Here is a 22,202-nt window from a genome sequence, read left to right on the forward strand (position 1 = left end):
AACCTGTTGACTCTTCAACAGGTTTTCCTTTTTATCGGAATTCTAAATATCTTTCGTACCATTGTTCCACAAATCCAGGTTCAAACGGTCCCTTTTTTTGTGTGACCATCAAGATTAATTCTTGTAGGTTCTTCTTTATGATCGTATCGAGCTGACTCGGATACCTCATCATTCTTTTATGCAGCTCATATTCATCTTCATCCAATAAGATATAAGTGCCATCTGGAAATACTTTTATATCAAGATCGTAATCAATATACTTCAGTGCTTCCTTGTCCCACATGAATGGTGAGCCTAGGTTGCAGTAGTAATAAATCCCGTCTTCTCGTATCATTCCGATCACGTTAAACCATTGCTTCGCGTTAAAGTAGCAAATGGCCGGTTCCCTCGTTCGCCATTGACGCCCATCAGATTCAGTAACGAGAATCCGGTCGTTACCGCAAATCACCTGACTAGGAGTCCCTTTTAAAATAACCGTATCTTCCCAGTTTCTATGAAGATAACCGTTATGCTTATAGCTTTGAATATTGATTATACTTCCGGTTGCAGGAAAACTCATCTCTCTCTCCTTTCTGCCCGAGTTCCGGAAGCTAATGTTACCTATTGAATTGTTAATTCTCCTTCCTCTTTAACCAATTGTCGGTAATTCACCAGCTCCATTAATAAACCTCGTTCTTCATTTTTTTCGATGTTTTTATTCCCGATCATTACTTTCTTTCATAACACACGCTTTTTTTCTCTTCTTTATTATATCGTTTTAAGAATAGTTTGGAAATGTACTTGTCCCTGTTTTTTTCAATAAAGCGCCTTTTTTCAAATAATTCCACTCGTCACTAGTATTCCCATCGGTCTTGTTTAGAAAACGTATGTAATTGATGTGAGGGTAAGATAAAAAATGAAGAGAAACCCAAAAAATGCTCCCTAGTGATTAGGGAGCATTCCTGGATAGAGGTTATTTTTGTTGTTGGTTTTTACCTTGTTGAGACTGTTGGTTTTGTTGGCGAACTTCTTGAGCGTTAGTTTCGCTAGCAAATTCAGTCCCGTAAGATTGACCAGCTTGTTGTTGAGCGTTTTGTTGCTTTTGACGAGCTTGTTGTTGTTGTTGTTTTTGTTGTTTGTCCATGTTTTTCACCTCCACGAAATATAATTTACCCGGGGTAGTCCATTTTTATAAGCACTTTTTTTATTAGATATTTCCAGTATTAAAACATTGAGTTATAGGGGATAAATGAATGAATAACTAATTCTTGATAAAGGAGGAACGACTCATGTATGTAGGAAGGGATATGACAGAACTGAGTATGACGAAGAAGAACGATTGGAAGGATGCGGAACTCGCTTATTTTCACCATTCTTTGCAGCAGATGGCTCCTTATTTAAACGAAGAAGGCACAAGCATGCACCGGGAGATCATTAAAGAAATCGAAGCAAGAGGCGGAATGAAACGCGGCGAAGCTGACTGGACGCATGGAACTGAGGTCAAGTACGATTGATGTGAAGATTTGTTGCAACGGCTGAATAAAGTCGGGCTGGCGCTCGTATTTTCCCTATGGCGCTCGTCCAGCGTGCTTAACAGCCGCTGGACGAGCAACAAAAACACGCCCCTGCACTCTGCAGGGGCGTGTTTTCATTCATATCCATTAAAAATTACTATAAGACTGTCCGCCATCCACGTTCAGCGTGCTTCCTACAACCCATGAAGCCTTCTTAGAAGCTAAAAACACAACCACGTTGGCTACTTCTTCCACTGTACCAAATCGTCCAGCAGAAATATGTTCTTCCACAAATGAATTGATTTTAACTGGATCTTGTTCCAATCTTTTTTTCCAGTTTCCTGTTTCATGCAAGATCGATCCAGGGGCTACGCCGTTTACTCGAATCCCCTTCTTAATCATCTCGTCACCAAATGATTTTGTAAAGGAAATCATGGCTGCCTTACTTGCATTGTACGTAGGCTTACCACCAGATTCCCGGCCAAAAATAGACGAAATGTTAATAATAGCTCCACCGTCAGATTTCCCACTCATTATCGCTGCCGCTTTTTTACTCAAATCAACAGCTGAAAGAAAGTTCAAATGCATGGCTTCCTCAAACTGCTCTATGCTCGTCTCCATAACAGAAGAACCATTGCTCCCACCTGCATTGTTAACCAAGACATCAATCGTTCCAAAATTCGTAACGAACTCTTCCATCACTCGTTCACGATCCTCAGCAATCGTCACATCACCTTGGAAAATTTTGATTCCTTCTTTTTGTGCAGCTTTCAGATCAGCCAAGTTACGACCGACGATCCCCACTTTTGCACCTTCTTCTAAAAAGGCAAGAGCGATGCCTTGACCGATCCCTTTAGATCCACCTGTAACAAGCACAACTTTATCTTCAAGATCTAAATTCATACGATTAACGCCTCCTTTATGAGCAGAATGATTTTTTGATGTGAGACAGGAAATGGATAATTTTCAAGTTCATCTACACGGACCCATTTCCAATCAGCAGGCAGCTGTTCCAAATCATCTTCACTTTCAATTTTTCCCTGCCATATTTGAATCTCCCATTTTAAGTGAGAAAACACATGCTCAATGTATCCTGCTTTTTCCTCTACAACCGCTCCAAAATTCGTCTGTTCTTGTACATATCCAACCAATGCCTCAATCTCTGCATCTTTGTGCTCCCCAACATACTCGGTGTTCGGAAATTCCCACATGTTAGCAAGCAATCCTTCAGATGGTCTTTTGTGAATGAGAATTTCCCCATCATGATTTAACAAAACACCTGCAGTCATCTTCGCTTTACGAACTTTTGTTTTTCCTAACTTTACAGGAAGTTCAGCTTGTCTTCCACTCTCAAACCCTCTGCATAATTCTCGCATCGGACATAACAAGCAAGCTGGTGATTTCGGTGTGCAGATTAGTGCACCTAACTCCATTAATGCTTGGTTAAAAGAAGATGGATCTTCGTGTGAAATCAGTTCTCTCACTGCTTTTTCAAAGAGTACACGCGTTTTGGGTTTACTTATATCTTCTTCGATCAATAAAATACGTGATAAAACACGCATAACATTACCATCAACAGCAGGTTCAGGAATACCATACGCAATACTTAGAATTGCGCCTGCTGTATAAGGGCCAACCCCCTTTAATCCAGCGATTTCTTTGGGCGTATTCGGTACTTTTCCTCCATAAGATTCGCATACTTCTTTTACTGCGGTTTGTAAGTTTCGAACTCGGGAATAATAACCTAGACCCTCCCAAGCTTTTAAGACTTTTTCTTCATCTGCGTAAGCAAGGTCTTGCAGCGTTGGGAACAGTTGAGTAAATCGTTCAAAATAAGGAATGACGGTATCCACTCTCGTTTGCTGAAGCATGATCTCAGAGACCCAGACACGATAAGGATCTTGATTTTCTCTCCAAGGCAATGTTCGTTTGTTTTCGTCATACCAAGTTAACAAATGGTCTTGAAATTGTTTCACATATGAATCATTGAGGGAAAATATACTATTACTTGTTGTGTTCAATTTACAGATCTTCCTTTTTGTTTAGCTTTTCAAACGCCCAGCAATGAATTTTTTCTAATCCTCCTGTTACACATTCATTAAGGATTGAAAAAACAGGATGCTGTAAAGAAGTTCGATTTTTTTTAATGGTATCATATGATGCTTGATCGTTAACTTGGAAACATTCAACATATAATGATGGCTGATCTGCCGCCCTATACCATTGAATATCAGTAGCACCACAAGCTTTAAGCTCACTAATTACAGAATCCATTTGAGACTCGTAATATTGAATTAAATCCTGACTTACTTTATACTCCATAAAAACCGTTAACATATTATTTCACTCCATTCCTACATAGGAGGTGATGGCCTTGGATACAGGCACACATATTGTAATGGGGCTCGGGTTAGGTGGATTAGCGATGCTGGACCCTGCGATTGCAAATGATCCAGTGACCTCACAAGCCATTCTTGCTGGGACACTAATTGGTTCTCAAGCTCCTGACTTTGACACAGTTCTTAAACTAAAAAATAATGCGGTATACATCCGCAATCACAGAGGACTTACACATTCATTGCCTGCTCTTGTGATATGGCCACTGCTTTTATTTGGGGCTATCTCTTTATTTGTTCCCGAAGCCGACAATGGAAAACTTTTATTATGGACAGCAATTGCAGTATTCCTTCATGTGTTTGTCGATATATTTAACGCTTACGGCACACAAGCACTATACCCGGTGTCAAAGAAATGGATCGCGCTAGGTGTCATCAGTATCTTTGATCCCTTTATCTTTTTCTTGCATATCGGAGGTTTGCTGCTCTGGTATATGGGTGTGGATCCTGGATACACGTTTCTAACGGTATACATCATACTCGTCGTTTATTACATCATCCGAATCATAGCCAGACAACGAGTAAACAAGATCGTCCTGAAAAAGATCCCAGAAGCTGAAGAGATCTATGCAAGTCCTACGATTCGTTGGGGACAGTACCATCTAGCCATTAAATCGAAACACGAATTTTTTGTAGCCGGTTTAAAAAATGGAAAAGTAACCGTTTGGGATACTTTTGATCGTCTGGCTATACCGAAAACGAAATTAATCGATGCAGCGAAAAAAGACAAAAACATATCTGCCTTTCTTTCGTTCTCCCCAGTACACAGATGGGAAGTCGAAAAGAATGATCACGGCCATCTCGTTCAATTTATTGATCTTAGGTATAGAAGTAAAGGTCACTACCCTTTTGTCGCGATGGTACAGTTGGATGAGAACTTAAACATCATTACTTCCTTTACAGGATGGGTGTATTCTGAAGACCGCCTGAAAAAGAAAATGGAGTTCTCTCCGCTCGATCTCATTAACAATAATGAATAGGAAGAAGACGGGCTTATTGAATAGGCCCGTCTTTTTTTACAAATCGCTGAAATTTAGGATTGTTTGAAAAATACTCATGAAGTTTATGGCCATATGAAGTAATTAGCTGAGTTACCATCTTCTCTGTAACATCTTGTCCTTCATATTCCCATCCCGCTTTCGCTCGAGTAGACTCAAAATCTTCCCATAATCCTTCCACCCATTCCCTTGCTTCTTGATTTGTAAGGGCTGGGTTCTTTTTTTGCAGTAGTTTCGCCAATCTGTCAAAACGCTCTTCCATTATTCTCCCTCCTTAACCAATTTTTAAAGAAACCCCCGTCACATAAAGGGTTCTCTCACGTTTCATACTAGTTGAGAACCGATAATAAGGAGGTAATCACATGCGTAACAAATCGAAAAACTTCCCTAATCGGATCTCCTTCTCAGGTGAGCCGAGATCAAAAGAAGAATTCTCTTCTAAACGGCCAGATGGATCCATTCGTGACCATCCGCAGGAACGAATGTTTTTATCCAATCAACACCGAGATGATCAGTAACTCTTGCGGTTATGAATTTCATTCTGGGGGGTGAATCAGTTGAACAAGAAAGACTACTTCTCATCAACGCGATTTAACGGTAAATATTCTGATCCCTTTCACTCACCTCGTGCCAATTCGAAGCATGCGTACAATCAAGTGAATGGGGAGACCCAGCAAGCACTAAATAATTATGTGCTTGAAATTCAAACACGTAAGCGTTCATAGTGGCGAATAAAGGAGCGGTCCAGTGCCGCTTCTTTATTTTGTTTTTTGTTCAAAAAAGTCTTAAAGTGGTTGATTTCCGTTTCAAGTGCTCCCTTTCCGGGGGGCGGGCGGTGAGCCACCTCGCCGCCTTGCGACCTTAGGTGTCTCACCTGTCCCGCTGATCCCCCAGGAGTCTCGCACCTTACACTCCAATCAACTGCAGAGAAGCTTTAAAAAAACAAAGAAAAGAGCCTACAAAATTATTCAAGAACAGAAATCGGCAATGCTTCGAGTGCACTTTGTTTATTTTTGTAACCCCAGGCAAAAATACCATTTAGGTACAGCACTGAAAAGGTTGAACCCGGGTCTCCCTGTATGCCGTATTCTTTCCCGCTTTCAATCGTTGAAGGATCCATCAGATAGCATTTGCCCATCGCGATCTTGCGTTCATAAACGGCATACTCACTTACCATGCCCATTTGTTCTGCTTTTTGTGCTTTTGCTCGAAGGGAAGCAATTTCGCCTTTAATCTCAAGTTCTGTCATTTCGCTGAATCTTTTTTCCATTTGATTACTTCCTTTCTTTTCTGTACCCTATATATGCTTAAGAACTAACTACATAGGAGTGATAACTTTGAATAAGACTGTCATTATTACGGGAGGCGGTTCAGGCTTAGGACTTGCACTAGCCCGCGAATATAATAAAAAGTACAACGTATATCTTGTTGGTCGTAATGAGCAAAAATTAAAGCAAGCTGTAGAATCATTCGCTCACAGTGAAAACAAGGTATCGTATAAAGCTTGTGATGTTACCAATTACGAACAAACCGAATCCATGTTGCAATCCATCTTTCAAAGCGAGAACGTTCACGCGTTGATTAATAATGCGGGTATCGGAATTTTCAACCCTCTAGAAGACTTATCCAAAATAGATATTACAGGAATGCTCGAAACGAATGTTTATGGTACCATTTTTCCGACTAAGATTGCTTTTAAACTATTTAAAAAGCAAGGCTTTGGCAAGGTAATGAACATCATTTCAACAGCAGGCTTACGTGGAAAGGTAAATGAATCGGTGTATTGTGCTTCAAAGTTTGCCGTCAGAGGATTTACAGAGAGCCTCGTAAAAGAATGGGATGGCTCTGGCATCTATCCAACGGCTGTTTATATGGGCGGAATGGATACCCCTTTCTGGGATGATTCTACTCATATTGCAGATCGCTCTCGATTAAAGTCTCCTGAACAAGTTGCTGCACTAATCGTTGAACAGGATGACAATAGACCTGAAATCTTTATAGATCGTTAATTTCATCACCGCTAAGCAGTTCTGAAATCACTCCGGAATCGAAGCCTTTGCTGTAAAGAAATTTCTTCATGCGTGACTCGTATTCAAATCCACTATACTTTTTGTATTTTTGGTGAGCTTTGCGAGCATGTGCAAGCAAGGCTTCTTTTTCATCTTCAGCAGATTGACTGATCTTAGCTTCTTGAAACGCCATTTCAATAACATCCCACATGTAGCCTTTTTGCTGAAGCTGTTGAGCAATCCTTTGCTTTTGTTCTTTCTCAGAACGTTTCTTTCCGCTTGAAAACTGTTTTTGAATAAATGTAATGCTAGCTTCGAGTTGCTCCTCAAAACTGAACTGATCGAGAGCCTCTTCCGTATGACGATCACTGATCCCTTTTTTCTTCAGCTCTTGCCGAATCATTCCTGGTCCTTTAAAAGATGTGTTCATACGACTTCTCACGAGTGATTTCGCAAAGGTTTGGTCATTTACAAAATCATACTCCGAAAGCTTTTGCAGAACTCGCTTAATCGTCGCTTCAGAAACTTCCTTCTTTTCTAGATATACCTCGATTTCATGAGCGGTACGCATCCGAAAAGATAGATAGTGAAGAGCTTTATTGAAGGCCTTTCGATATTCATCTTCTTCAATGATGGCTTCCCATTCTTCTTCATCAATCTCCATACCTTTTTGAAGCTGAAACTTTATCAAAACATCTGCGTCTACACTAAACGCAAATTCTTCTTTTGGACCTTTTTGTATAAAAATATTAAATCGTTCGTCGTTTTTTTGCTGAGCAGAAATCCTTGTTATAACAGCCATCTACCCACCTTCTTTCACCAATTAGTGTACCATATTTAATGAATTTCGTACTGTTTGAACAGTCTTCAAACCATTGATTTGTATCTATAAGAGAATGTTAACGAAAACAAGCACCTTATCGTTGGATGAGGCAGAGGATTTTAAGCAGCATCGGTGGTTAGAACTGATTTTCAGGTGTAAAAAGCGCAGTTACGGGTGCTTACGCAGCTTTCTCAGGTGCAAATCCGTACATTACAGGTGATTAACCTCACTTTACCGGCGAACGCGTAATAAATAAAAGAACACATACCGTAAAAAGCAGATTCCACTACCCGCGGCTCACTCATTCATCACATAAAAAAGCATTCTCCCGTATTTGAGAGAATGCTTTTTTTGGTAAAAGTGCAACCTGCACTTATAAATGTTTATCAACAGCGTTTTGCATTTGCGCCATATTTATTCTCGAGCAATTCAGCAAAAAACTCTTTTTCAGTCGGTGGTGTGCGGTCTGGATGATTTTCTTTTAAGTGCCTCACATAAGCTTGATAATCAGGCAGATTTGATATTCCCTTTCCGATATATAAAAGGATCTGAAAGATGTCTTTTACCCATTTCCAAGCTGCTTGAAATGTCACGAAACATCACCAAGCTTTGTTTGCACAAATGGTTCTTCTACTGTTTCTAAAGGCTTCTCACTCTTAACTGCTTTGTACCAGATGCGCATCGCATCAATCAGCACACCTAGAATAAGCAACATAAAAATCGCGGTTAAATAAGCGTTTAACGTATTGTTGAAGACTAGCTTTTCAGCAGCCTCGATGGAAGGTACAGTTGCAGGCAAGTTGCCGCTCGCTATAGCTTCCTTCATAACCTCTGCTTGTTTTAAGAAACCGATTTTCGGTACATCAGAGAAAATCTTTTGCCAAGCAGCTGAGAACGTTACGATCATCAGCCAAGCAAGTGGAACTAATGTAACCCATACGAACTTCTTTTTACCCATTTTTAAAATTACAGTTGTTGCTACAATAAGTGCGATAGCCGCTAACATTTGGTTAACGATACCGAACAATGGCCATAGTGTATTGATACCGCCTAACGGATCAGTTACACCAACAACTAAGAAATAACCCCAGCCTGCAACGACTAACGCACTCGTGAAATATACAGCCGGCATAGAGTCTGTTTTTCGAAGAGGCTTGTATATTTGTCCGAGAAGATCCTGCAGCATAAACCTACCTACCCGGGTCCCTGCGTCTATGGTTGTCAGTATGAACACGGCTTCAAACAGTATCGCAAAATGGTACCAGAACGCCATCAGCTGTGGTCCACCGATTACTTGTGAGAATATTTGTGCGATCCCTACTGCTAGTGAAGGAGCACCACCTGTTCGAGAAAGAATCGATTCTTCATCCACATTTTTAGCGAGCTCATTAATCTCGTCTGCTGATACCGTGAATCCCCAAGAGGATATCGTTGTAGCAGCGGTCGCGACATCCGTTCCGATCGCAGCACCTGGTGAGTTGATCGCGAAATAGATTCCAGGAGTCAGGAGGGTTGCCGCTACCATCGCCATGATCGCGACAAATGATTCTGTTAGCATACCAGCATAACCAATCATAGGAGCATGCTGCTCGTTCGCAATTAGTTTAGGCGATGTTCCTGAAGAGATCAAAGCATGGAACCCAGAGATGGCTCCACAAGCAATCGTAATAAACAAGAACGGAAAGAGATTTCCTGCGAATACCGGCCCCGTTCCATCAATAAATTTAGTAAGAGCAGGCATTTGAATCTCAGGCATTACGATTAGAATACCGAGTGCCATCATTCCGATTACCCCTACTTTTAGGAACGTACTTAAATAGTCTCTTGGCGCTAGAAGCATCCAAACAGGAAGAACGGATGCAAGAAAACCATAAACGATCAGCATCCAAGCCAAAGTCTCACCATCGAATGTAAAAAGAGGTGCAAGTGTTGGTGAATCTGCTACCCATTGGCCGCTGACTAAAGCGAAAATCAACAATACAAAGCCAATAATAGACGCTTCCCCTACTCTTCCCGGACGTAGATATCGCATATAAACACCCATAAAAAGAGCAATTGGAATGGTCATCGCAATCGTATATGTACCCCATGGGCTTGACTTAAGTGCGTTAACAACTACTAGAGCTAGCACGGCGATTAAAATAACCATAATAGCAAAAACACCGATAAGCGCTAGCATTCCACCAACTGGCCCTATTTCTTCTTTTGCAATCTGACCAATTGATTTACCTCTGCGTCTCATGGAAATAATTAAAATAACAAAATCTTGTACAGCACCAGCAAGAACGGCTCCTACAATAATCCAGATGGTCCCAGGGAGATATCCCATCTGTGCAGCTAATGTAGGACCTACAAGTGGACCTGCACCTGCGATGGCTGCAAAATGGTGTCCATAAAGAACCCATTTGTTTGTCGGCACATAATCCTTACCATCTGCATATCTTTCTGCAGGTGTTGCATTGTTTTTATTAAGGCTGAAGATTTTTGTAGCAATAAATCGTGCATAAAAGCGGTAAGCAATAGCATACGTACACAATGACGCAACAACAAACCAAATTGCATTGATCTTCTCATCTCTTTGGAGCGCGATGATCGATAAGGCGATTCCCCCAGCTAAAGCAATCCCAATCCATAATAGCGCTTTCAAAAAGGGGTTCTTCTTTTTTGCTTGCACATTTCTTTGGAGCTCCATAAGCCTTCTTTCCTCCTCAATAGTGGTAATATAATATGTACAAGATGAATTATAACAAATATTCTTAATTTTTAAATAAATAAAATGGAAAGAGGTGGATTATTTTGAAGAGAATTTTAATCACAGGAGGTACAGGCTTTGTAGGAGGCTTTTTGACCAACCACCTTACATCGCTTGGAAACGAGGTCTTTATTCTTACACGAAAAGATAAACAATCTCAGAAAAAAGGCGTTCAATATGTACAATGGATGGGAAACAATGAACCAGATCTGCCTCCGATCGATGCTGTAGTAAACCTTGCCGGAGAATCCATTAACGGTAGATGGACCGACGAAAAGAAACAGGCGATTTTAAACAGTCGTTTAAAAGTGACAGAAGCATTATTAAAGCTTGTAGAGGAGATGCCACAAAAGCCATCCGTTTGGATAAACGCGTCTGCTATTGGTTATTATGGAACTTCTGAGACGGAGGTTTTCACAGAAAGGTCACAGAAGCATGGCACAGACTTTTTAGCTGAAGTCGTAAGAGCATGGGAAACAAAAGCATCAGAAGCGGAATCTCTTGGCATCAGAACGGTATTTACAAGATTTGGCCTCGTATTAGGTAAAGATGGTGGAGTGCTTCCTCAACTAAGCCTTCCCTATCGCTTTTTTGCAGGTGGTACGGTTGGTTCAGGAGAGCAGTGGGTTTCTTGGGTTCATGTGGAAGACGTAGCAAAACTCATTACGGAAGCTATTAACAATGAACAATATTCTGGTCCTGTTAATGTAACTTCCCCACATCCCGTTACTATGAAAGAATTTGGTCAAGTAACAGGAGACGTTATGCATCGCCCACACTGGCTGCCTGCCCCTTCCATAGCGTTCAAGATTATGTTTGGAGAAATGAGTATGTTGATTCTAAAGGGACAGCAGGTACTTCCTGAAAAAGCGCAAAACTTAGGCTATACGTTCTCTTATCCTCACTTAAAGGGGGCTTTACATGATTTGTTACAATGATAATAAAAATAATTTATCAGGTGACACATTATGAAAACATTAATCCAAAAAGCTAAAGTATATCCGATCACGAGCAGCGAACTTCCGCAAGGAGATGTTCTAGTTGAGAACGGCAAAATCATAGCTGTCGAAACGCACATAGAACCCTCAGCTGACATGGAGATCATCCAAGCTGAAAACCTTCATCTTCTTCCCGGATTCATTGATGTTCATACTCATCTAGGTTTGTATGACGAAGGAACAGGATGGGCTGGAAATGATGCTAACGAGACTCACGAGGTGCTTACTCCTCATATTCGTGCGATCGATGGCTGTCACCCTCTCGACATCGCTTTTAAAGATGCCGTACGTTATGGGGTAACAACAGCTCACATCATGCCTGGAAGTGCGAATGTTATTGGTGGAACAACTTCTGTTATCAAAACACATGGGCACGATATTAGAAAAATGATCATTAAGGAAACTGCTGGACTGAAGATCGCGTTAGGTGAAAATCCAAAACGGATCCATAGTGGGCGCCATAATGACTCTATCACTCGTATGGGAATTATGGGCATGCTTCGTGAAGCTTTTTATCAAGCAAAAGATTCAGCTTATCAAGATAATTTGCGTGTTGCACCGATCGCAGCTGCTTTAAACCGTGAGATTCCTGTTCGCATCCATGCTCACCGTGCAGATGATATTCTTTCTGCGATCCGCTTTGCTGAGGAATTCAACTTAGATTTTCGTATTGAACATTGTACAGAAGGTCATCTTATTGCAGACTCGTTCAAAGATTTGAACTTAAAAGTAAGTGTTGGTCCTACACTAACACGTAAGTCTAAGATCGAACTGAAGAACAAATCGTGGGAAACCTATCGTATACTATCCGAAAATAATGTTGAGGTCTCAATTACGACCGATCATCCTTACATTCCGATTCAATATTTAAACGTTTGCGCGGCAATTGCCGTTAGAGAAGGATTGAGTGAAAAAAAAGCGCTTGAAGGAATTACGATCGCTCCAGCCAAAAACCTTGGAATTCATGATCGGGTAGGCAGTATTGAGCCAGGAAAAGATGCTGATTTATCCCTCTGGACTGAGCATCCGTTCCACTTTTCTGCTACCCCTGTCATGACCATGATCGACGGAGAAATAATTTACAAAAAATCTACAAAATAACTATTTTCTTTTTTAAAAAAATGTCTTATTATACAATTAGAGCAACATGCGGATTATATGAATCCGGAACAGTTTAAAAGTCGCTCCCGAATCAAATACAACATTATTTTCATAAATTAAATATTGAAGCAAGGGAAGGCAATTGGTGCGCCACCAGCTATGACTGGTCCTAGTGGGTTCGATTCCCACCCCGAATTAATTTTTATTCTTAATTCGAGGGTGGGGGATACTTCTGCCCTCTAGGAGGGATTAAATTGTTGAAAAAGCGTGATTTATCAGAGAGTCATGTTCTTTACAATTTAATGGTGCACCCAGACGTCTTCCCTTTTGTGCGTCAAAAAGCGGCTTCATTTGAAGAATTTCTATTCCTAACGAAGCAAACGATCGAGGAAGAAGACCAAGGAAACATTATTTCCAGAACGATTTTGGATGAGTGGTATAATCCAATCGGCACCATTAATTTATTCGATGTCCAAGATGGCTATGGATTTCTTGGCACCTGGATTGGTCAGCCTTACTTTGGAAAAGGTTATAATTCTTTAGCAAAAGAAGCTTTCTTTTCTGAATTATTCTATGAGAAAGATATCCACACCATCTTTATGCGTATTCGCAAAGAAAATATTCGTTCACAAAAAGCAGCTGAAAAAATTCCTTATGTGACGTTAGCTAACGAAACAAGAAAAGATGTTTATGATCAGCTTAATCAAGGACAGGATATTTACAACCTTTATCAGATTGAAAAAGATAACTATCTCATGCACATGCTTCGTACACAAACACAGCCACTGGAAATTGTGGAAGAACATTTAAAGGAAGCTTAATACAGGTAACTTGAACAGCTTCTCTGCGCATACTAATGAACATCACTCCCTTTTGAGTGATGTTTATTTTTTTGTGAGGAGGTAACGTTATGGAAAGTAAAAAACAACAGGCAAAAGAAAGAAATGACGATCTAACCAAAACACAAGAAATTCTGTATAAAGAGGAATTAAAGTCTGCTGAATCAACAGCTGAGACGCAAGAGATGACAAACGAAGATAATTCCTAAAGAAATACTTTTTTGACTTTTTTGTTATTCGCTTCATGAGCAAGTTGATTGAAGTGGAAGTGCGAGACTCCTACGGGACGAGCGGTCAGGTGGAGACTCCTATTGGCGCAAAGCGGCAGGAGGCTCACCGTACGCCCCGTGGAAAGCGAGCATCTGGAACGGAAATCAACTACTTTCATAGAGCACCAATGATATAACAGCTTTCATAAAAGGATGATTCTTCCTATAATATTTAGCCGAAAAATGCACATTCTATAGTTGAGGACAAGTTCCTCAATCGCTTTTGATTTACGTTTCAAAACATCGTGATATCTTTAAGGAGGTATTTGTGTGGAAAAACGTAACCGAAAGTCCTCATTGCACAATAATGCTAAAGCTTCTCAAGCCAAAGGACTTGATGTCGAGTACTCAAGTGAATTGGCAGATCAAAACGATCTTGAAGCACAAGCACGTGCACAAGCCGCTGACCGACGCCAGAAGAAAGGTCGTCGCTAAGTGCAAAAAGACCTGCTGGGATAGCAGGTCTTTTTTTAATATAGAAAATGTAATGCTTTTTTTACATTGTGGATAAAGTTATTCACAGTCTGTGTATAATGTGCATAACTAATCCATCTCATGAAATTAATTTGTGCAATTTTGTGCAAAACTTCTTTTTTATACACATTTTCTGTGGAAAAACATGTGGATAGTGTGTATATTTCTGAATTTTTTAAGCTTTAAATATATTATTTCATTTCAATGGTCTTTATTATTTTTGCTGGATTTCCTCCAACGATTACATTAGAAGGAACATTTTTGGTCACTACCGCTCCAGAAGCGATAACCGCATTATCGCCAATTTTTACACCGGGATTAATAATGGCTCCCCCACCAAGCCAAACATTATTTCCGATCTCGATAGGTTTTCCATACTCAGCACCTGAATTTCTTTCAAAAGGATCTATTGGATGCGTCGCTGTATAGATATGAACACCTGGGGCCAACATGCAATTGTCTCCGAAACGAACCTCACATACATCTAAAATGGTACAGTCGAAGTTCGCATAAAAGTTTTCACCAACATGAATGTTATAGCCATAATCACATTTAAAGTTCGGCTCTATTCCAACATTCTGACCGGTTGAACCGAACAATTCTTTTATCAAAGAAGTTCGCTTATCCCATTCCTCTTCTGTTGTGGCGTTGTACTCTCTTGTCAGCTTTCTCGCTTGAATGCGCTCGTTTACAAGCTGCTGATCATCAGGACGATACATTTCTCCATCTATCATTTTTTCTTTTTCCGTTTTCATGAAGCACCGTTCCTTTCATAACTACTTCTATTTAAGTACTAACGTACAAACAGCTTCAACTTGTGAGGTTTGAGGAAACATATCCACAGGAGTGATCTGTTCCACTTCGAATCCATTACTTATTAACATGTGGACATCTTTAGCTAATGTTGAAGGGTTACAGGATACATACACCATTTTTTTAGGTTTTGTTTTTATAATCGTATCTAAGAAAACAGGATCACATCCCGTTCTCGGGGGATCTACTACTACAACGTCAGGTTGCCAGCCTTCTTTCACCCATTTTGGAAGAAGTTTTTCAGCTTTGCCTGCTTCATAATGAGCATTCTTGATATTATGTTTTTCAGCATTTTTTCGGGCATCCATGATGGAATCTTTAATAATGTCCATCCCTCTTACTTCTTCTGCATCTTTTGCGAGCCACATGCCGATTGTACCCGAACCGCAATAAGCATCAACGACCTTTTCTTTACCAGTGAGGTTGGCCAGCCTTTTTACTTCGTTATATAGGTTTACGGTTTGCTCAGGATTCAACTGGAAAAAAGCACGCGCTGAGAGCTCAAAACGTAGATCGCCAAGATGCTCAGTAATCGTATCTTTTCCGTAAATACCTTCTGTCTGTTCACCAAATATAAGCGACGTTTTCTCTTCGTTTACATTTTGAACAAAGGATGTCACCTGAGGAAGTCTTTTCTTGATTTCTTCAACAAAGAGTTCTTTTTTTGGCAACTCATTCGTTGCGGTTACGATCACTAGCTGAATTTCGTCTGTACGGAAAGCAGTCCTAACAACAATCGTACGAATGCTGCCAGTTTGTTTTCTTTCCTCATATACAGGTAGATTTAGATCTCGAATAATTTGTTTCACTTTATTCGTGACAATATTCGTATCTTCGTGTTGTACAAGACAGTGATCTATGTTGATCAACTTATGTGAGTTACTGCTGTAAAGTCCTGCAATGATCGTATCGTCGATCTTACCAACTTGAAATTGAGACTTATTGCGATAAGCCCAAGGCTCGTCCATTCCAATTGTTTTTCTCACATTCAATTTATCTTTATGAATCTTTGTGTACCGCTCGAAGGCTTGTACAACAATATCTCGTTTTTCTTTGAGTTGAGCTGGATAAGACATATGTTGAATCTGACATCCGCCGCACGTCTCATAGATCGGGCAAGGTGGTGTTACTCTATCTTTTGACTTTTTAAATACTTTTTTAATCTTTGCTTCTGCTCGATTTGGGTAGACTTTTGTAATGATAACCGACATTTCTTCACCAGGAATTCCTCCAGGAACAAAGACAACTTGTCGTTGATGAAATCCGATCCCTTCTCCATTGATGCCTAATCGTTTGATGGATAGAGGGATTGTCTCACCAATCTTCATAATAGGATTATTTTGTTTAGTATTCTTCATAATTATTTTCACTCGTTTCTTAGCTAAAAGTGGCTTTCCTTATTGTAGACGAAACTTGCTCGTTCTACCAACTTCAAATTCAACTTACGAAGGGGCAAAGCTTTTTTGTCTCTTCAATTCAATCAATTAAATTCGTTTGTGAATTGTAAAAACCATACTAAAGTCAGATTGTGTAGATTTTTCAAAATCTCTATAATAGCTATAACGAAAGCGCTTTCGTGAATTGAACTCTTATTTTTTTAATCGATTTCGAAACCGGTTTCGTTTCAATGTTCATAACAAAGGAGGAGAATGTTCAGTGAAAAAAATCTGCGCTTTTGCAGTCTCTGCTTTATTAATGATGCCAAGTGGTGTAAACGCCTCAACAGAGGATGATGTGAATAAAGAAGTGCAAAAAAAGAAAGAAAAAACCAAATGGTCTCTTACCTGGTCCGATGAATTCAACAAGCCTAAAATTGATCCCCAAAAATGGACATATGATATCGGCAACTGGATAAAAGATGAAGATGGCAATCTCATTACACCAGGCTGGGGAAACAATGAAAAACAGTATTATACGAACTCAGATGAAAACTCATTTATCAAAGACGGTAAATTGATTATCCGTGCTAAAAAAGAGAGCACAACTGATAATTCTGGTACTTATGATTATACGTCTGCCAAATTAAAAACCAAGGGATTATTTAGTCAAACGTATGGCCGGTATGAGGTTCGAGCCAAATCTCCTACAGGCAAAGGGTTATGGCCAGCGGTTTGGATGTTGCCCGAAAAGGATCGATATGGTGGCTGGGCTGCATCAGGTGAAATAGATATCATGGAAGCTTGGGGCAGTAAACCAAATAAAGTGGCTGGCACGCTCCACTATGGTGAGACATGGCCAAACAATCGCTATACGGGCAAAGAATTTGAATTTCCTTTTAACGATGGAATTGATTCTTGGCACACATACGCCATTGAATGGGAACCTGGTGAAATCAGATGGTATGTAGACGGTGAACTGTATCAAACCCAAAATGAGTGGTATGCAAAAAGTCAAAATAATCCGATCAAGTTTTCGTATCCAGCACCATTCGATCAAAACTTTTATTTGATCATGAACCTCGCTGTTGGCGGATGGTTTGATGGAGATCCCGATGAAACGACTACGTTTCCTCAACAGATGGAGATTGACTATGTTCGTGTTTATGAATTAAAAAACCGAGATTATCGTTACCCAGTGGAACCTGCTCCTAAGCCTGTAGAACTGCCTAAAGAAGCTAAACAACCACTTGAAGACGGAAACCTCGTTTATGATGGAAACTTTGAAAAGTCATTTACACGTATCGATCAAAATGAAACACCATTTGATCCCTTCTACTGGAACCTTGTCACTCTTCCTGACTTTGGTGGTGCGGCCTCTGCAGAAAAAGAAATGATCGATAACAAGAATTTTGCTAAGATTACTCCACAAGTTCCTGGATCTTTTTCACATTCTGTACAAGCGATCCAACTTATTTCTCTTGGTAAAAGCGGACGTTACAAAGTCAGCTTTGATGCAAAGGCAGCATCTGATCGACAAATGTCTGTTAAAGTTGGCGGTGGCGCAGAGCGTGGCTGGGGCAAATACTCGAATGAAGAAACGATTAAATTAGGCGATACACTTGAAACCTATTCCTTTACGTTTGATATGCTTGCAGATACGGATCTTGCCGCTCGATTAGAATTCAATTTAGGGAACAACGGAAGCATTCCGGTTTGGATCGGTAACGTGCGTGTAGAAGAAATAACAAATGAACCTATTAATGAGTCTGCCACAAAGCCTCCACTTCCAGATGGTAACCACATATACAATGGCACATTTGATCAAGGCGATATGGATCGCTTAACGTATTGGGAGTTTGTTTCAAATCACAAAAAAGATAGAGCAGTTGTTAACGAGAAAGCTCGTGAATTTCATGCTAATTTAAAGAGTCATTCTTCTAAGAAAACAGATAAGTACCTTGTTCAAAAAGGAATACAGTTGATAAAGGGAAACGAGTACCTTCTATCCTTTAAAGGAAAAGCAGATAGAGCTAGATCCATTGAAGTTGGTGTGCTAGATGAGAGCGGCAATAAATCGTATTTAGCACCCGCAAAAGTGACTCTAAACAAAAAGAGTGATACGCACGAGGTAAGATTTACGTATGAAGGAGAAACATCAGATTATAATAGCCAGTTGATCTTTTATTTAGGTGGAAATTCTGCTGATGTTTACTTAGATGACATGGTTTTGAAGAAATTAACCAATATTCCCGATTACAACGAAGTGGATATACAACCATTAAAAAATGGAGATTTTCTTTCCGGCCTTTCTTTTTGGAACCCTTACATCCATTTCGATGCAAATGCTCAAATTGTGAGTGAAGACGATCAAGCCAAGATCAGCATCGACTCTGAAGGAAATGAGCCTTGGAGCGTTCTTTTAGAACAAGGCAATTTAAAGTTAGTTGAAGGATTGAATTACGAATTACGTTTTTCGGTCTCCTCACAGATCGCTCGCAACATAGAGGTAACGTTAGAGAATGCACAATACAAACGATATTTTGCTGAAAAAGTTGACATCGGAAATGAAGAAACCACATACACGTTTAAGTTTACTCCTACTGAAACAGATACGATGTCATTGAAGTTCCTTCTTGGAAAAAGTCCCGAATCTCCGCTGGGCAAACATGTGATTTATCTAGATAACATACAGCTAAATGTACTTAAATAAATAGGGAACGCTTGAATCTCTGTTTTCTTATAGCAGAGGTTTAAGCGTTTTTTATTGCATGCTTTTTAGTACAAAAAAAGAAACACCTTCGCAATTTATGCAAAAGTGTTTTTTCAAGACTTAAATAATAATGGAGTGGGTACAGATTTTTTAAGCTGTAAGTCGTCTAAGCTTTTAAATGTATAGCCTCTCTTCTGAAGAGCCTCAATCGTGCGTTCAAGTGCATCTGCATTGTCTTTAGACACCGTATGCAGAAGCATGATGCTGCCTGGATGGATCTGCTTCATGATCTGGTTGTACGAATATTGCCAACCACGCTGTTTATTGGTTTCCCAATCTAAAAATGCAAGTGACCAGAACACATGTGTATAACCTTCTTGTTTAGCAAGCATAATCGTTCTTTCGCTAAACACTCCTCTTGGAGGTCTAATATAATTCATATTGGTTTTTCCCGTTATCTCCGTGTATCTGAGCTTTACTTTTTCGAGTTCGTTTTTTAATCGTGCATCAGACACTTGGGTAAGATCTGGATGGTAATAGGAGTGATTCCCTACAATATGCCCTTCTTCAGCCATACGTTTTATTAGGTGAGGGTGAGTCTTCATAAATTGTCCGGTTACAAAAAAGGCTGCAGGTACTTTCTTTCTCTTCAACACATCCAAAACGTTATCGGTATAACCATTTTCGTATCCGTTATCAAAGGTTAAATAGATATCTTTTTTTGCTGGGTCTCCAATAAAAAGACTATCGTATTTATGAATAAGCTCCATGTATCTTGCATCTGTGATCGGAGGCTTCTCTTCCCCTTTTTTCTCAAAATACCATTCCAGTCTTTGATTGGATACGCCTCTTTGAGCATAAATAACATGTGTTTGTGTAAAAAATATGATTGAAACCAATATTAGGCACAGGAGCCGATTGATTCTCATTAAACTTCCTCCTTCAAGCGACAACCTATACCTTTATTTTGTTGATATTGCAGAAAACCATGCTAGGGATATAAAGGAAACGAATGTACTTGGTGATACGAAATGTCTGGTGTTGGTGAATCCTAAAGTTTGCTTCTTCAATCCACAACTTTTGATGCCCAATCCTAAAGTTTGCTCCTTCAATCCACAAGTTTTTGCGATTTATCCACGAGTCTACATGGATAGACACTTTTCGACACTCTTTATTCATCTCACGCTGTAAAAAGCAAAAAACCACAGTTCCATATAGAACTGTGGCTCACTCATACATCATTTTTATTTAAATACTGGTTCTTTAAACTGCTCTAGCTTTTGTAAGGAAGACTTCTCCACATGCTCATGAAGACTGTTTCCGTGTGAGTCCATCGTTACAACGGCTGTAAATCCATTAACGCGGATGTGCCACATTGCTTCTGGAACTCCGAATTTCATAAGGTCGACACCTTCTACTTTCTCCATACACTCTGCGTAATATTGTGCAGCACCGCCGATAGCGTTCAGATAAACACCGCCGTGTTCTTTTAGAGCGGCTAATGTTTTTGGACCCATTCCACCTTTACCAATAACCGCGCGGATTCCAAACTTCTTCATGATGTCGCCTTGGTAAGGTTCTTCACGAATACTTGTCGTTGGTCCTGCCGCTTTTACGACCCAATTTCCTTCAGCGTCTTTTGCCATTACTGGTCCGCAGTGATAGATGATCTGACCGTTCAGATCGATTGGAGCCGGATTATCCATTAAATGTTTATGAATAGCATCTCGACCTGTATGCATCATCCCGTTGATCGTCACAACATCTCCGACTTTTAGCTCTCGGATCTGTTCTTCGGTAATAGGAGCTTCAAGGGTGACGCTTCTCGTTTTTTCTTCCTGCTGTTCAACAGCTGCTGCAGCTTCCTCTTCAGCTTTAGTGAAGTCCACTTCTTCGCCTTCTGTATACAACCATTCTTGAATTTCTCCCGTTTCAGCGTTCAGTTTTACACCTAAACGGCGGTAAGCCCAGCAGTTATAAGCTACTGATACAAAGAAGCTCGCTGGAATACGGTTGATCACGCCAACTTTACAGCCAAGTAAAGTGGTTTCACCGCCAAAGCCCATCGTACCGATACCTAGTTTATTTGCATTTTCCATCACATACTCTTCAAGTTTACGAAGGTTTTCGTTTGGATTTACGTCATCTACAGAACGGAATAACATTTCTTTCGCTAGCTCGTAACCTGATGTACGGTCTCCACCAATCCCAACACCGATAAAACCGGCACTGCAGCCTTGGCCTTGAGCTTGATAAACAGAGTGCATGATACATTTACGGATACCGTCCAGATCACGCCCCGCACGTCCTAGGCCTTCTAACTCAGCAGGAAGGCTATATTGGATGTTCTTATTCTCACAACCGCCGCCTTTTAAGATCAGACGAGCATCAATGTAATCCTCTTCCCACTGCTCAAATTTAATAACAGGTGTTCCGTCTCCTAGGTTGTCCCCACTGTTGTCTCCAGTGATTGAATCAACTGAGTTCGGACGCAATTTCGTATCTTTTGTTGCATCTGCGATCGCTTGACGAATCGCTTTTTTCATCTTAATCTGGTTCGCTCCTACAGGAACTTTGATTTTAAATGTCGGAAGTCCAGTATCCTGACAGATCGGCGAAACATTTTCATCTGCTTTTAAAATATTATCTGTAATCGTATCAAGAGACATCGCAGCACGTGTTCCGGCGTTTTCTTTTAGCTTAGCTGCAAGAATGGCACGGCGAACGTCTTTTGGCAATTTCGTTGATGTTTCTACAATGAGCTTGTACATGCTTTCTTGAAATTTCTCCATCTCTTCACTACCCCTTTGTGACTTGCTATTGTAAGCGTAATCAAAATTATTAATGAGTTCATTATAACAAAAAAAACCGTCTCTTTAATAAAGAAACGGTTTTCGAGCTTATTTTTCTTCCCAATCGTGACGGAACTGTTTGCACTTTTCTTCTAAGTCATCCAGCATTCCGATGATTCGGTCGATCTCTTCAATTCCTGCTGTTTCAGCATCTATAGAATCTAAAACATCAACTAATAAGTCAATACGATTTTTAATATATTCTTTTTGAGAGGATTTATCCTGAATAGAGTTACCCATGTTGATCTCTCCTTTCCATCCCTTCTACTTTAACAAGGTCAGCGGGTTTTGCCAAC

26 protein-coding genes are annotated in these 22,202 nt (G+C 40.1%); 11 read left to right on the forward strand and 15 right to left on the reverse strand.

The window, feature by feature from the left end; translation table 11 throughout:
* Nucleotides 1-31: 31 nt before the first annotated feature.
* Together ntdP and I5J82_RS17345 are read right to left on the reverse strand one after the other, a co-directional pair.
* Entirely contained in the window at nt 32-559 is a 528-nt protein-coding gene (gene ntdP, locus I5J82_RS17340; protein WP_066242704.1) for a nucleoside tri-diphosphate phosphatase, read from the reverse strand.
* A gap of 393 nt (nt 560-952) precedes the next feature.
* Nucleotides 953-1,123 carry a gamma-type small acid-soluble spore protein gene (locus I5J82_RS17345; protein WP_198769073.1) on the reverse strand — a complete coding sequence of 57 codons (171 nt, stop codon included), beginning with the start codon at nt 1,121-1,123 and terminating at the stop codon, nt 953-955.
* A gap of 145 nt (nt 1,124-1,268) precedes the next feature.
* Between I5J82_RS17345 and I5J82_RS17350 the strand changes: the two genes are divergently transcribed.
* On the forward strand, nt 1,269-1,493 hold the full coding sequence (locus I5J82_RS17350) for a hypothetical protein (protein WP_198769074.1): 225 nt from the start codon (nt 1,269-1,271) through the stop codon (nt 1,491-1,493).
* Nucleotides 1,494-1,640: 147 nt separating this feature from the next.
* Here the strand turns inward: I5J82_RS17350 and I5J82_RS17355 are convergent, their stop codons facing one another.
* From I5J82_RS17355 to I5J82_RS17365, 3 genes are read right to left on the reverse strand one after another with little or no spacing between them, the layout of a single operon-like run.
* Nucleotides 1,641-2,396, reverse strand: a complete 756-nt coding sequence (locus tag I5J82_RS17355; RefSeq protein WP_198769075.1) for an SDR family NAD(P)-dependent oxidoreductase — start codon at nt 2,394-2,396, stop codon at nt 1,641-1,643.
* Entirely contained in the window at nt 2,393-3,514 is a 1,122-nt protein-coding gene (gene mutY, locus I5J82_RS17360) for an A/G-specific adenine glycosylase (RefSeq protein WP_198769076.1), read from the reverse strand. The genes I5J82_RS17355 and mutY overlap by 4 nt, the downstream gene beginning before the upstream one ends.
* Before the next feature lies 1 nt (nt 3,515).
* The gene (locus tag I5J82_RS17365) at nt 3,516-3,830 is read right to left on the reverse strand and encodes a hypothetical protein (protein ID WP_198769077.1); all 315 of its coding nucleotides are present in this window, start codon (nt 3,828-3,830) and stop codon (nt 3,516-3,518) included.
* Nucleotides 3,831-3,867: 37 nt separating this feature from the next.
* Between I5J82_RS17365 and I5J82_RS17370 the strand changes: the two genes are divergently transcribed.
* Entirely contained in the window at nt 3,868-4,869 is a 1,002-nt protein-coding gene (locus I5J82_RS17370) for a metal-dependent hydrolase (protein ID WP_198769078.1), read from the forward strand.
* Nucleotides 4,870-4,882: 13 nt separating this feature from the next.
* Here the strand turns inward: I5J82_RS17370 and I5J82_RS17375 are convergent, their stop codons facing one another.
* On the reverse strand, nt 4,883-5,149 hold the full coding sequence (locus tag I5J82_RS17375) for a YfhJ family protein (protein WP_198769079.1): 267 nt from the start codon (nt 5,147-5,149) through the stop codon (nt 4,883-4,885).
* A gap of 100 nt (nt 5,150-5,249) precedes the next feature.
* Between I5J82_RS17375 and sspK the strand changes: the two genes are divergently transcribed.
* Entirely contained in the window at nt 5,250-5,405 is a 156-nt protein-coding gene (gene sspK, locus I5J82_RS17380; protein WP_066242730.1) for a small, acid-soluble spore protein K, read from the forward strand.
* A 39-nt stretch (nt 5,406-5,444) separates the two neighbouring features.
* Entirely contained in the window at nt 5,445-5,612 is a 168-nt protein-coding gene (locus I5J82_RS17385; protein ID WP_077364736.1) for a YpzG family protein, read from the forward strand.
* A gap of 239 nt (nt 5,613-5,851) precedes the next feature.
* Here I5J82_RS17385 and I5J82_RS17390 read toward each other — a convergent pair whose 3' ends face one another.
* Nucleotides 5,852-6,157: a YfhH family protein gene (locus tag I5J82_RS17390; protein ID WP_198769080.1), complete on the reverse strand. Its 306-nt coding sequence runs from the start codon at nt 6,155-6,157 to the stop codon at nt 5,852-5,854.
* Nucleotides 6,158-6,215: 58 nt separating this feature from the next.
* On the opposite strand from I5J82_RS17390, the gene I5J82_RS17395 reads away from it, so the two are divergent.
* A complete protein-coding gene (locus tag I5J82_RS17395; protein WP_332873684.1) occupies nt 6,216-6,896 on the forward strand; it encodes an SDR family NAD(P)-dependent oxidoreductase in 681 nt (226 codons plus the stop codon).
* Here I5J82_RS17395 and recX read toward each other — a convergent pair.
* The 3 genes from recX to I5J82_RS17410 all read right to left on the reverse strand — a co-directional run bounded on the left by recX (nt 6,883) and on the right by I5J82_RS17410 (nt 10,411).
* A complete protein-coding gene (gene recX / locus I5J82_RS17400; RefSeq protein ID WP_198769082.1) occupies nt 6,883-7,698 on the reverse strand; it encodes a recombination regulator RecX in 816 nt (271 codons plus the stop codon). The two genes, I5J82_RS17395 and recX, sit on opposite strands and share 14 nt — an antisense overlap.
* 407 nt (nt 7,699-8,105) lie before the next feature.
* On the reverse strand, nt 8,106-8,312 hold the full coding sequence (locus I5J82_RS20630; protein ID WP_198769083.1) for a YbdD/YjiX family protein: 207 nt from the start codon (nt 8,310-8,312) through the stop codon (nt 8,106-8,108).
* Nucleotides 8,309-10,411, reverse strand: a complete 2,103-nt coding sequence (locus I5J82_RS17410) for a carbon starvation CstA family protein (protein WP_198769084.1) — start codon at nt 10,409-10,411, stop codon at nt 8,309-8,311. Before I5J82_RS17410 ends, I5J82_RS20630 begins: the two co-directional genes overlap by 4 nt.
* A gap of 104 nt (nt 10,412-10,515) precedes the next feature.
* Between I5J82_RS17410 and I5J82_RS17415 the strand changes: the two genes are divergently transcribed.
* The 5 genes from I5J82_RS17415 to I5J82_RS17435 all read left to right on the forward strand — a co-directional run bounded on the left by I5J82_RS17415 (nt 10,516) and on the right by I5J82_RS17435 (nt 14,113).
* A complete protein-coding gene (locus I5J82_RS17415) occupies nt 10,516-11,409 on the forward strand; it encodes a TIGR01777 family oxidoreductase (protein ID WP_198769085.1) in 894 nt (297 codons plus the stop codon).
* 30 nt (nt 11,410-11,439) lie between these two features.
* Nucleotides 11,440-12,570, forward strand: coding sequence for an amidohydrolase (locus tag I5J82_RS17420; protein WP_198769086.1), 1,131 nt, complete (start codon nt 11,440-11,442; stop codon nt 12,568-12,570).
* A gap of 254 nt (nt 12,571-12,824) precedes the next feature.
* Complete coding sequence (locus I5J82_RS17425) at nt 12,825-13,391, forward strand: GNAT family N-acetyltransferase (protein ID WP_198769087.1); 567 nt, start codon at nt 12,825-12,827, stop codon at nt 13,389-13,391.
* Nucleotides 13,392-13,480: 89 nt separating this feature from the next.
* Nucleotides 13,481-13,618, forward strand: coding sequence for a hypothetical protein (locus I5J82_RS17430; protein ID WP_153238255.1), 138 nt, complete (start codon nt 13,481-13,483; stop codon nt 13,616-13,618).
* 330 nt (nt 13,619-13,948) lie between these two features.
* Nucleotides 13,949-14,113, forward strand: a complete 165-nt coding sequence (locus I5J82_RS17435; protein ID WP_082861253.1) for a YfhD family protein — start codon at nt 13,949-13,951, stop codon at nt 14,111-14,113.
* Between the two features lie 230 nt (nt 14,114-14,343).
* Here the strand turns inward: I5J82_RS17435 and I5J82_RS17440 are convergent, their stop codons facing one another.
* Both I5J82_RS17440 and rlmD read right to left on the reverse strand, forming a co-directional pair.
* Entirely contained in the window at nt 14,344-14,907 is a 564-nt protein-coding gene (locus I5J82_RS17440; RefSeq protein ID WP_198769088.1) for a maltose acetyltransferase domain-containing protein, read from the reverse strand.
* A gap of 27 nt (nt 14,908-14,934) precedes the next feature.
* Entirely contained in the window at nt 14,935-16,323 is a 1,389-nt protein-coding gene (gene rlmD / locus I5J82_RS17445) for a 23S rRNA (uracil(1939)-C(5))-methyltransferase RlmD (RefSeq protein WP_198769089.1), read from the reverse strand.
* Between the two features lie 298 nt (nt 16,324-16,621).
* Here rlmD and I5J82_RS17450 point away from each other — a divergent pair, with 298 nt between their 5' ends.
* Entirely contained in the window at nt 16,622-19,054 is a 2,433-nt protein-coding gene (locus tag I5J82_RS17450) for a carbohydrate binding domain-containing protein (protein WP_332873685.1), read from the forward strand.
* Between the two features lie 113 nt (nt 19,055-19,167).
* On the opposite strand, the gene pdaA is transcribed toward I5J82_RS17450, so the two are convergent.
* The 3 genes from pdaA to I5J82_RS17465 all read right to left on the reverse strand — a co-directional run bounded on the left by pdaA (nt 19,168) and on the right by I5J82_RS17465 (nt 22,146).
* Nucleotides 19,168-19,977 carry a delta-lactam-biosynthetic de-N-acetylase gene (gene pdaA / locus I5J82_RS17455; RefSeq protein WP_408610423.1) on the reverse strand — a complete coding sequence of 270 codons (810 nt, stop codon included), beginning with the start codon at nt 19,975-19,977 and terminating at the stop codon, nt 19,168-19,170.
* 321 nt (nt 19,978-20,298) lie between these two features.
* Entirely contained in the window at nt 20,299-21,846 is a 1,548-nt protein-coding gene (locus tag I5J82_RS17460; protein WP_198769091.1) for a fumarate hydratase, read from the reverse strand.
* 108 nt (nt 21,847-21,954) lie between these two features.
* On the reverse strand, nt 21,955-22,146 hold the full coding sequence (locus tag I5J82_RS17465) for an SE1561 family protein (protein ID WP_066243343.1): 192 nt from the start codon (nt 22,144-22,146) through the stop codon (nt 21,955-21,957).
* Nucleotides 22,147-22,202 lie beyond the last annotated feature (56 nt).

It is taken from the genome of Fictibacillus halophilus, from assembly GCF_016401385.1.
GTDB classification, from domain to species: domain Bacteria; phylum Bacillota; class Bacilli; order Bacillales; family Fictibacillaceae; genus Fictibacillus; species Fictibacillus halophilus.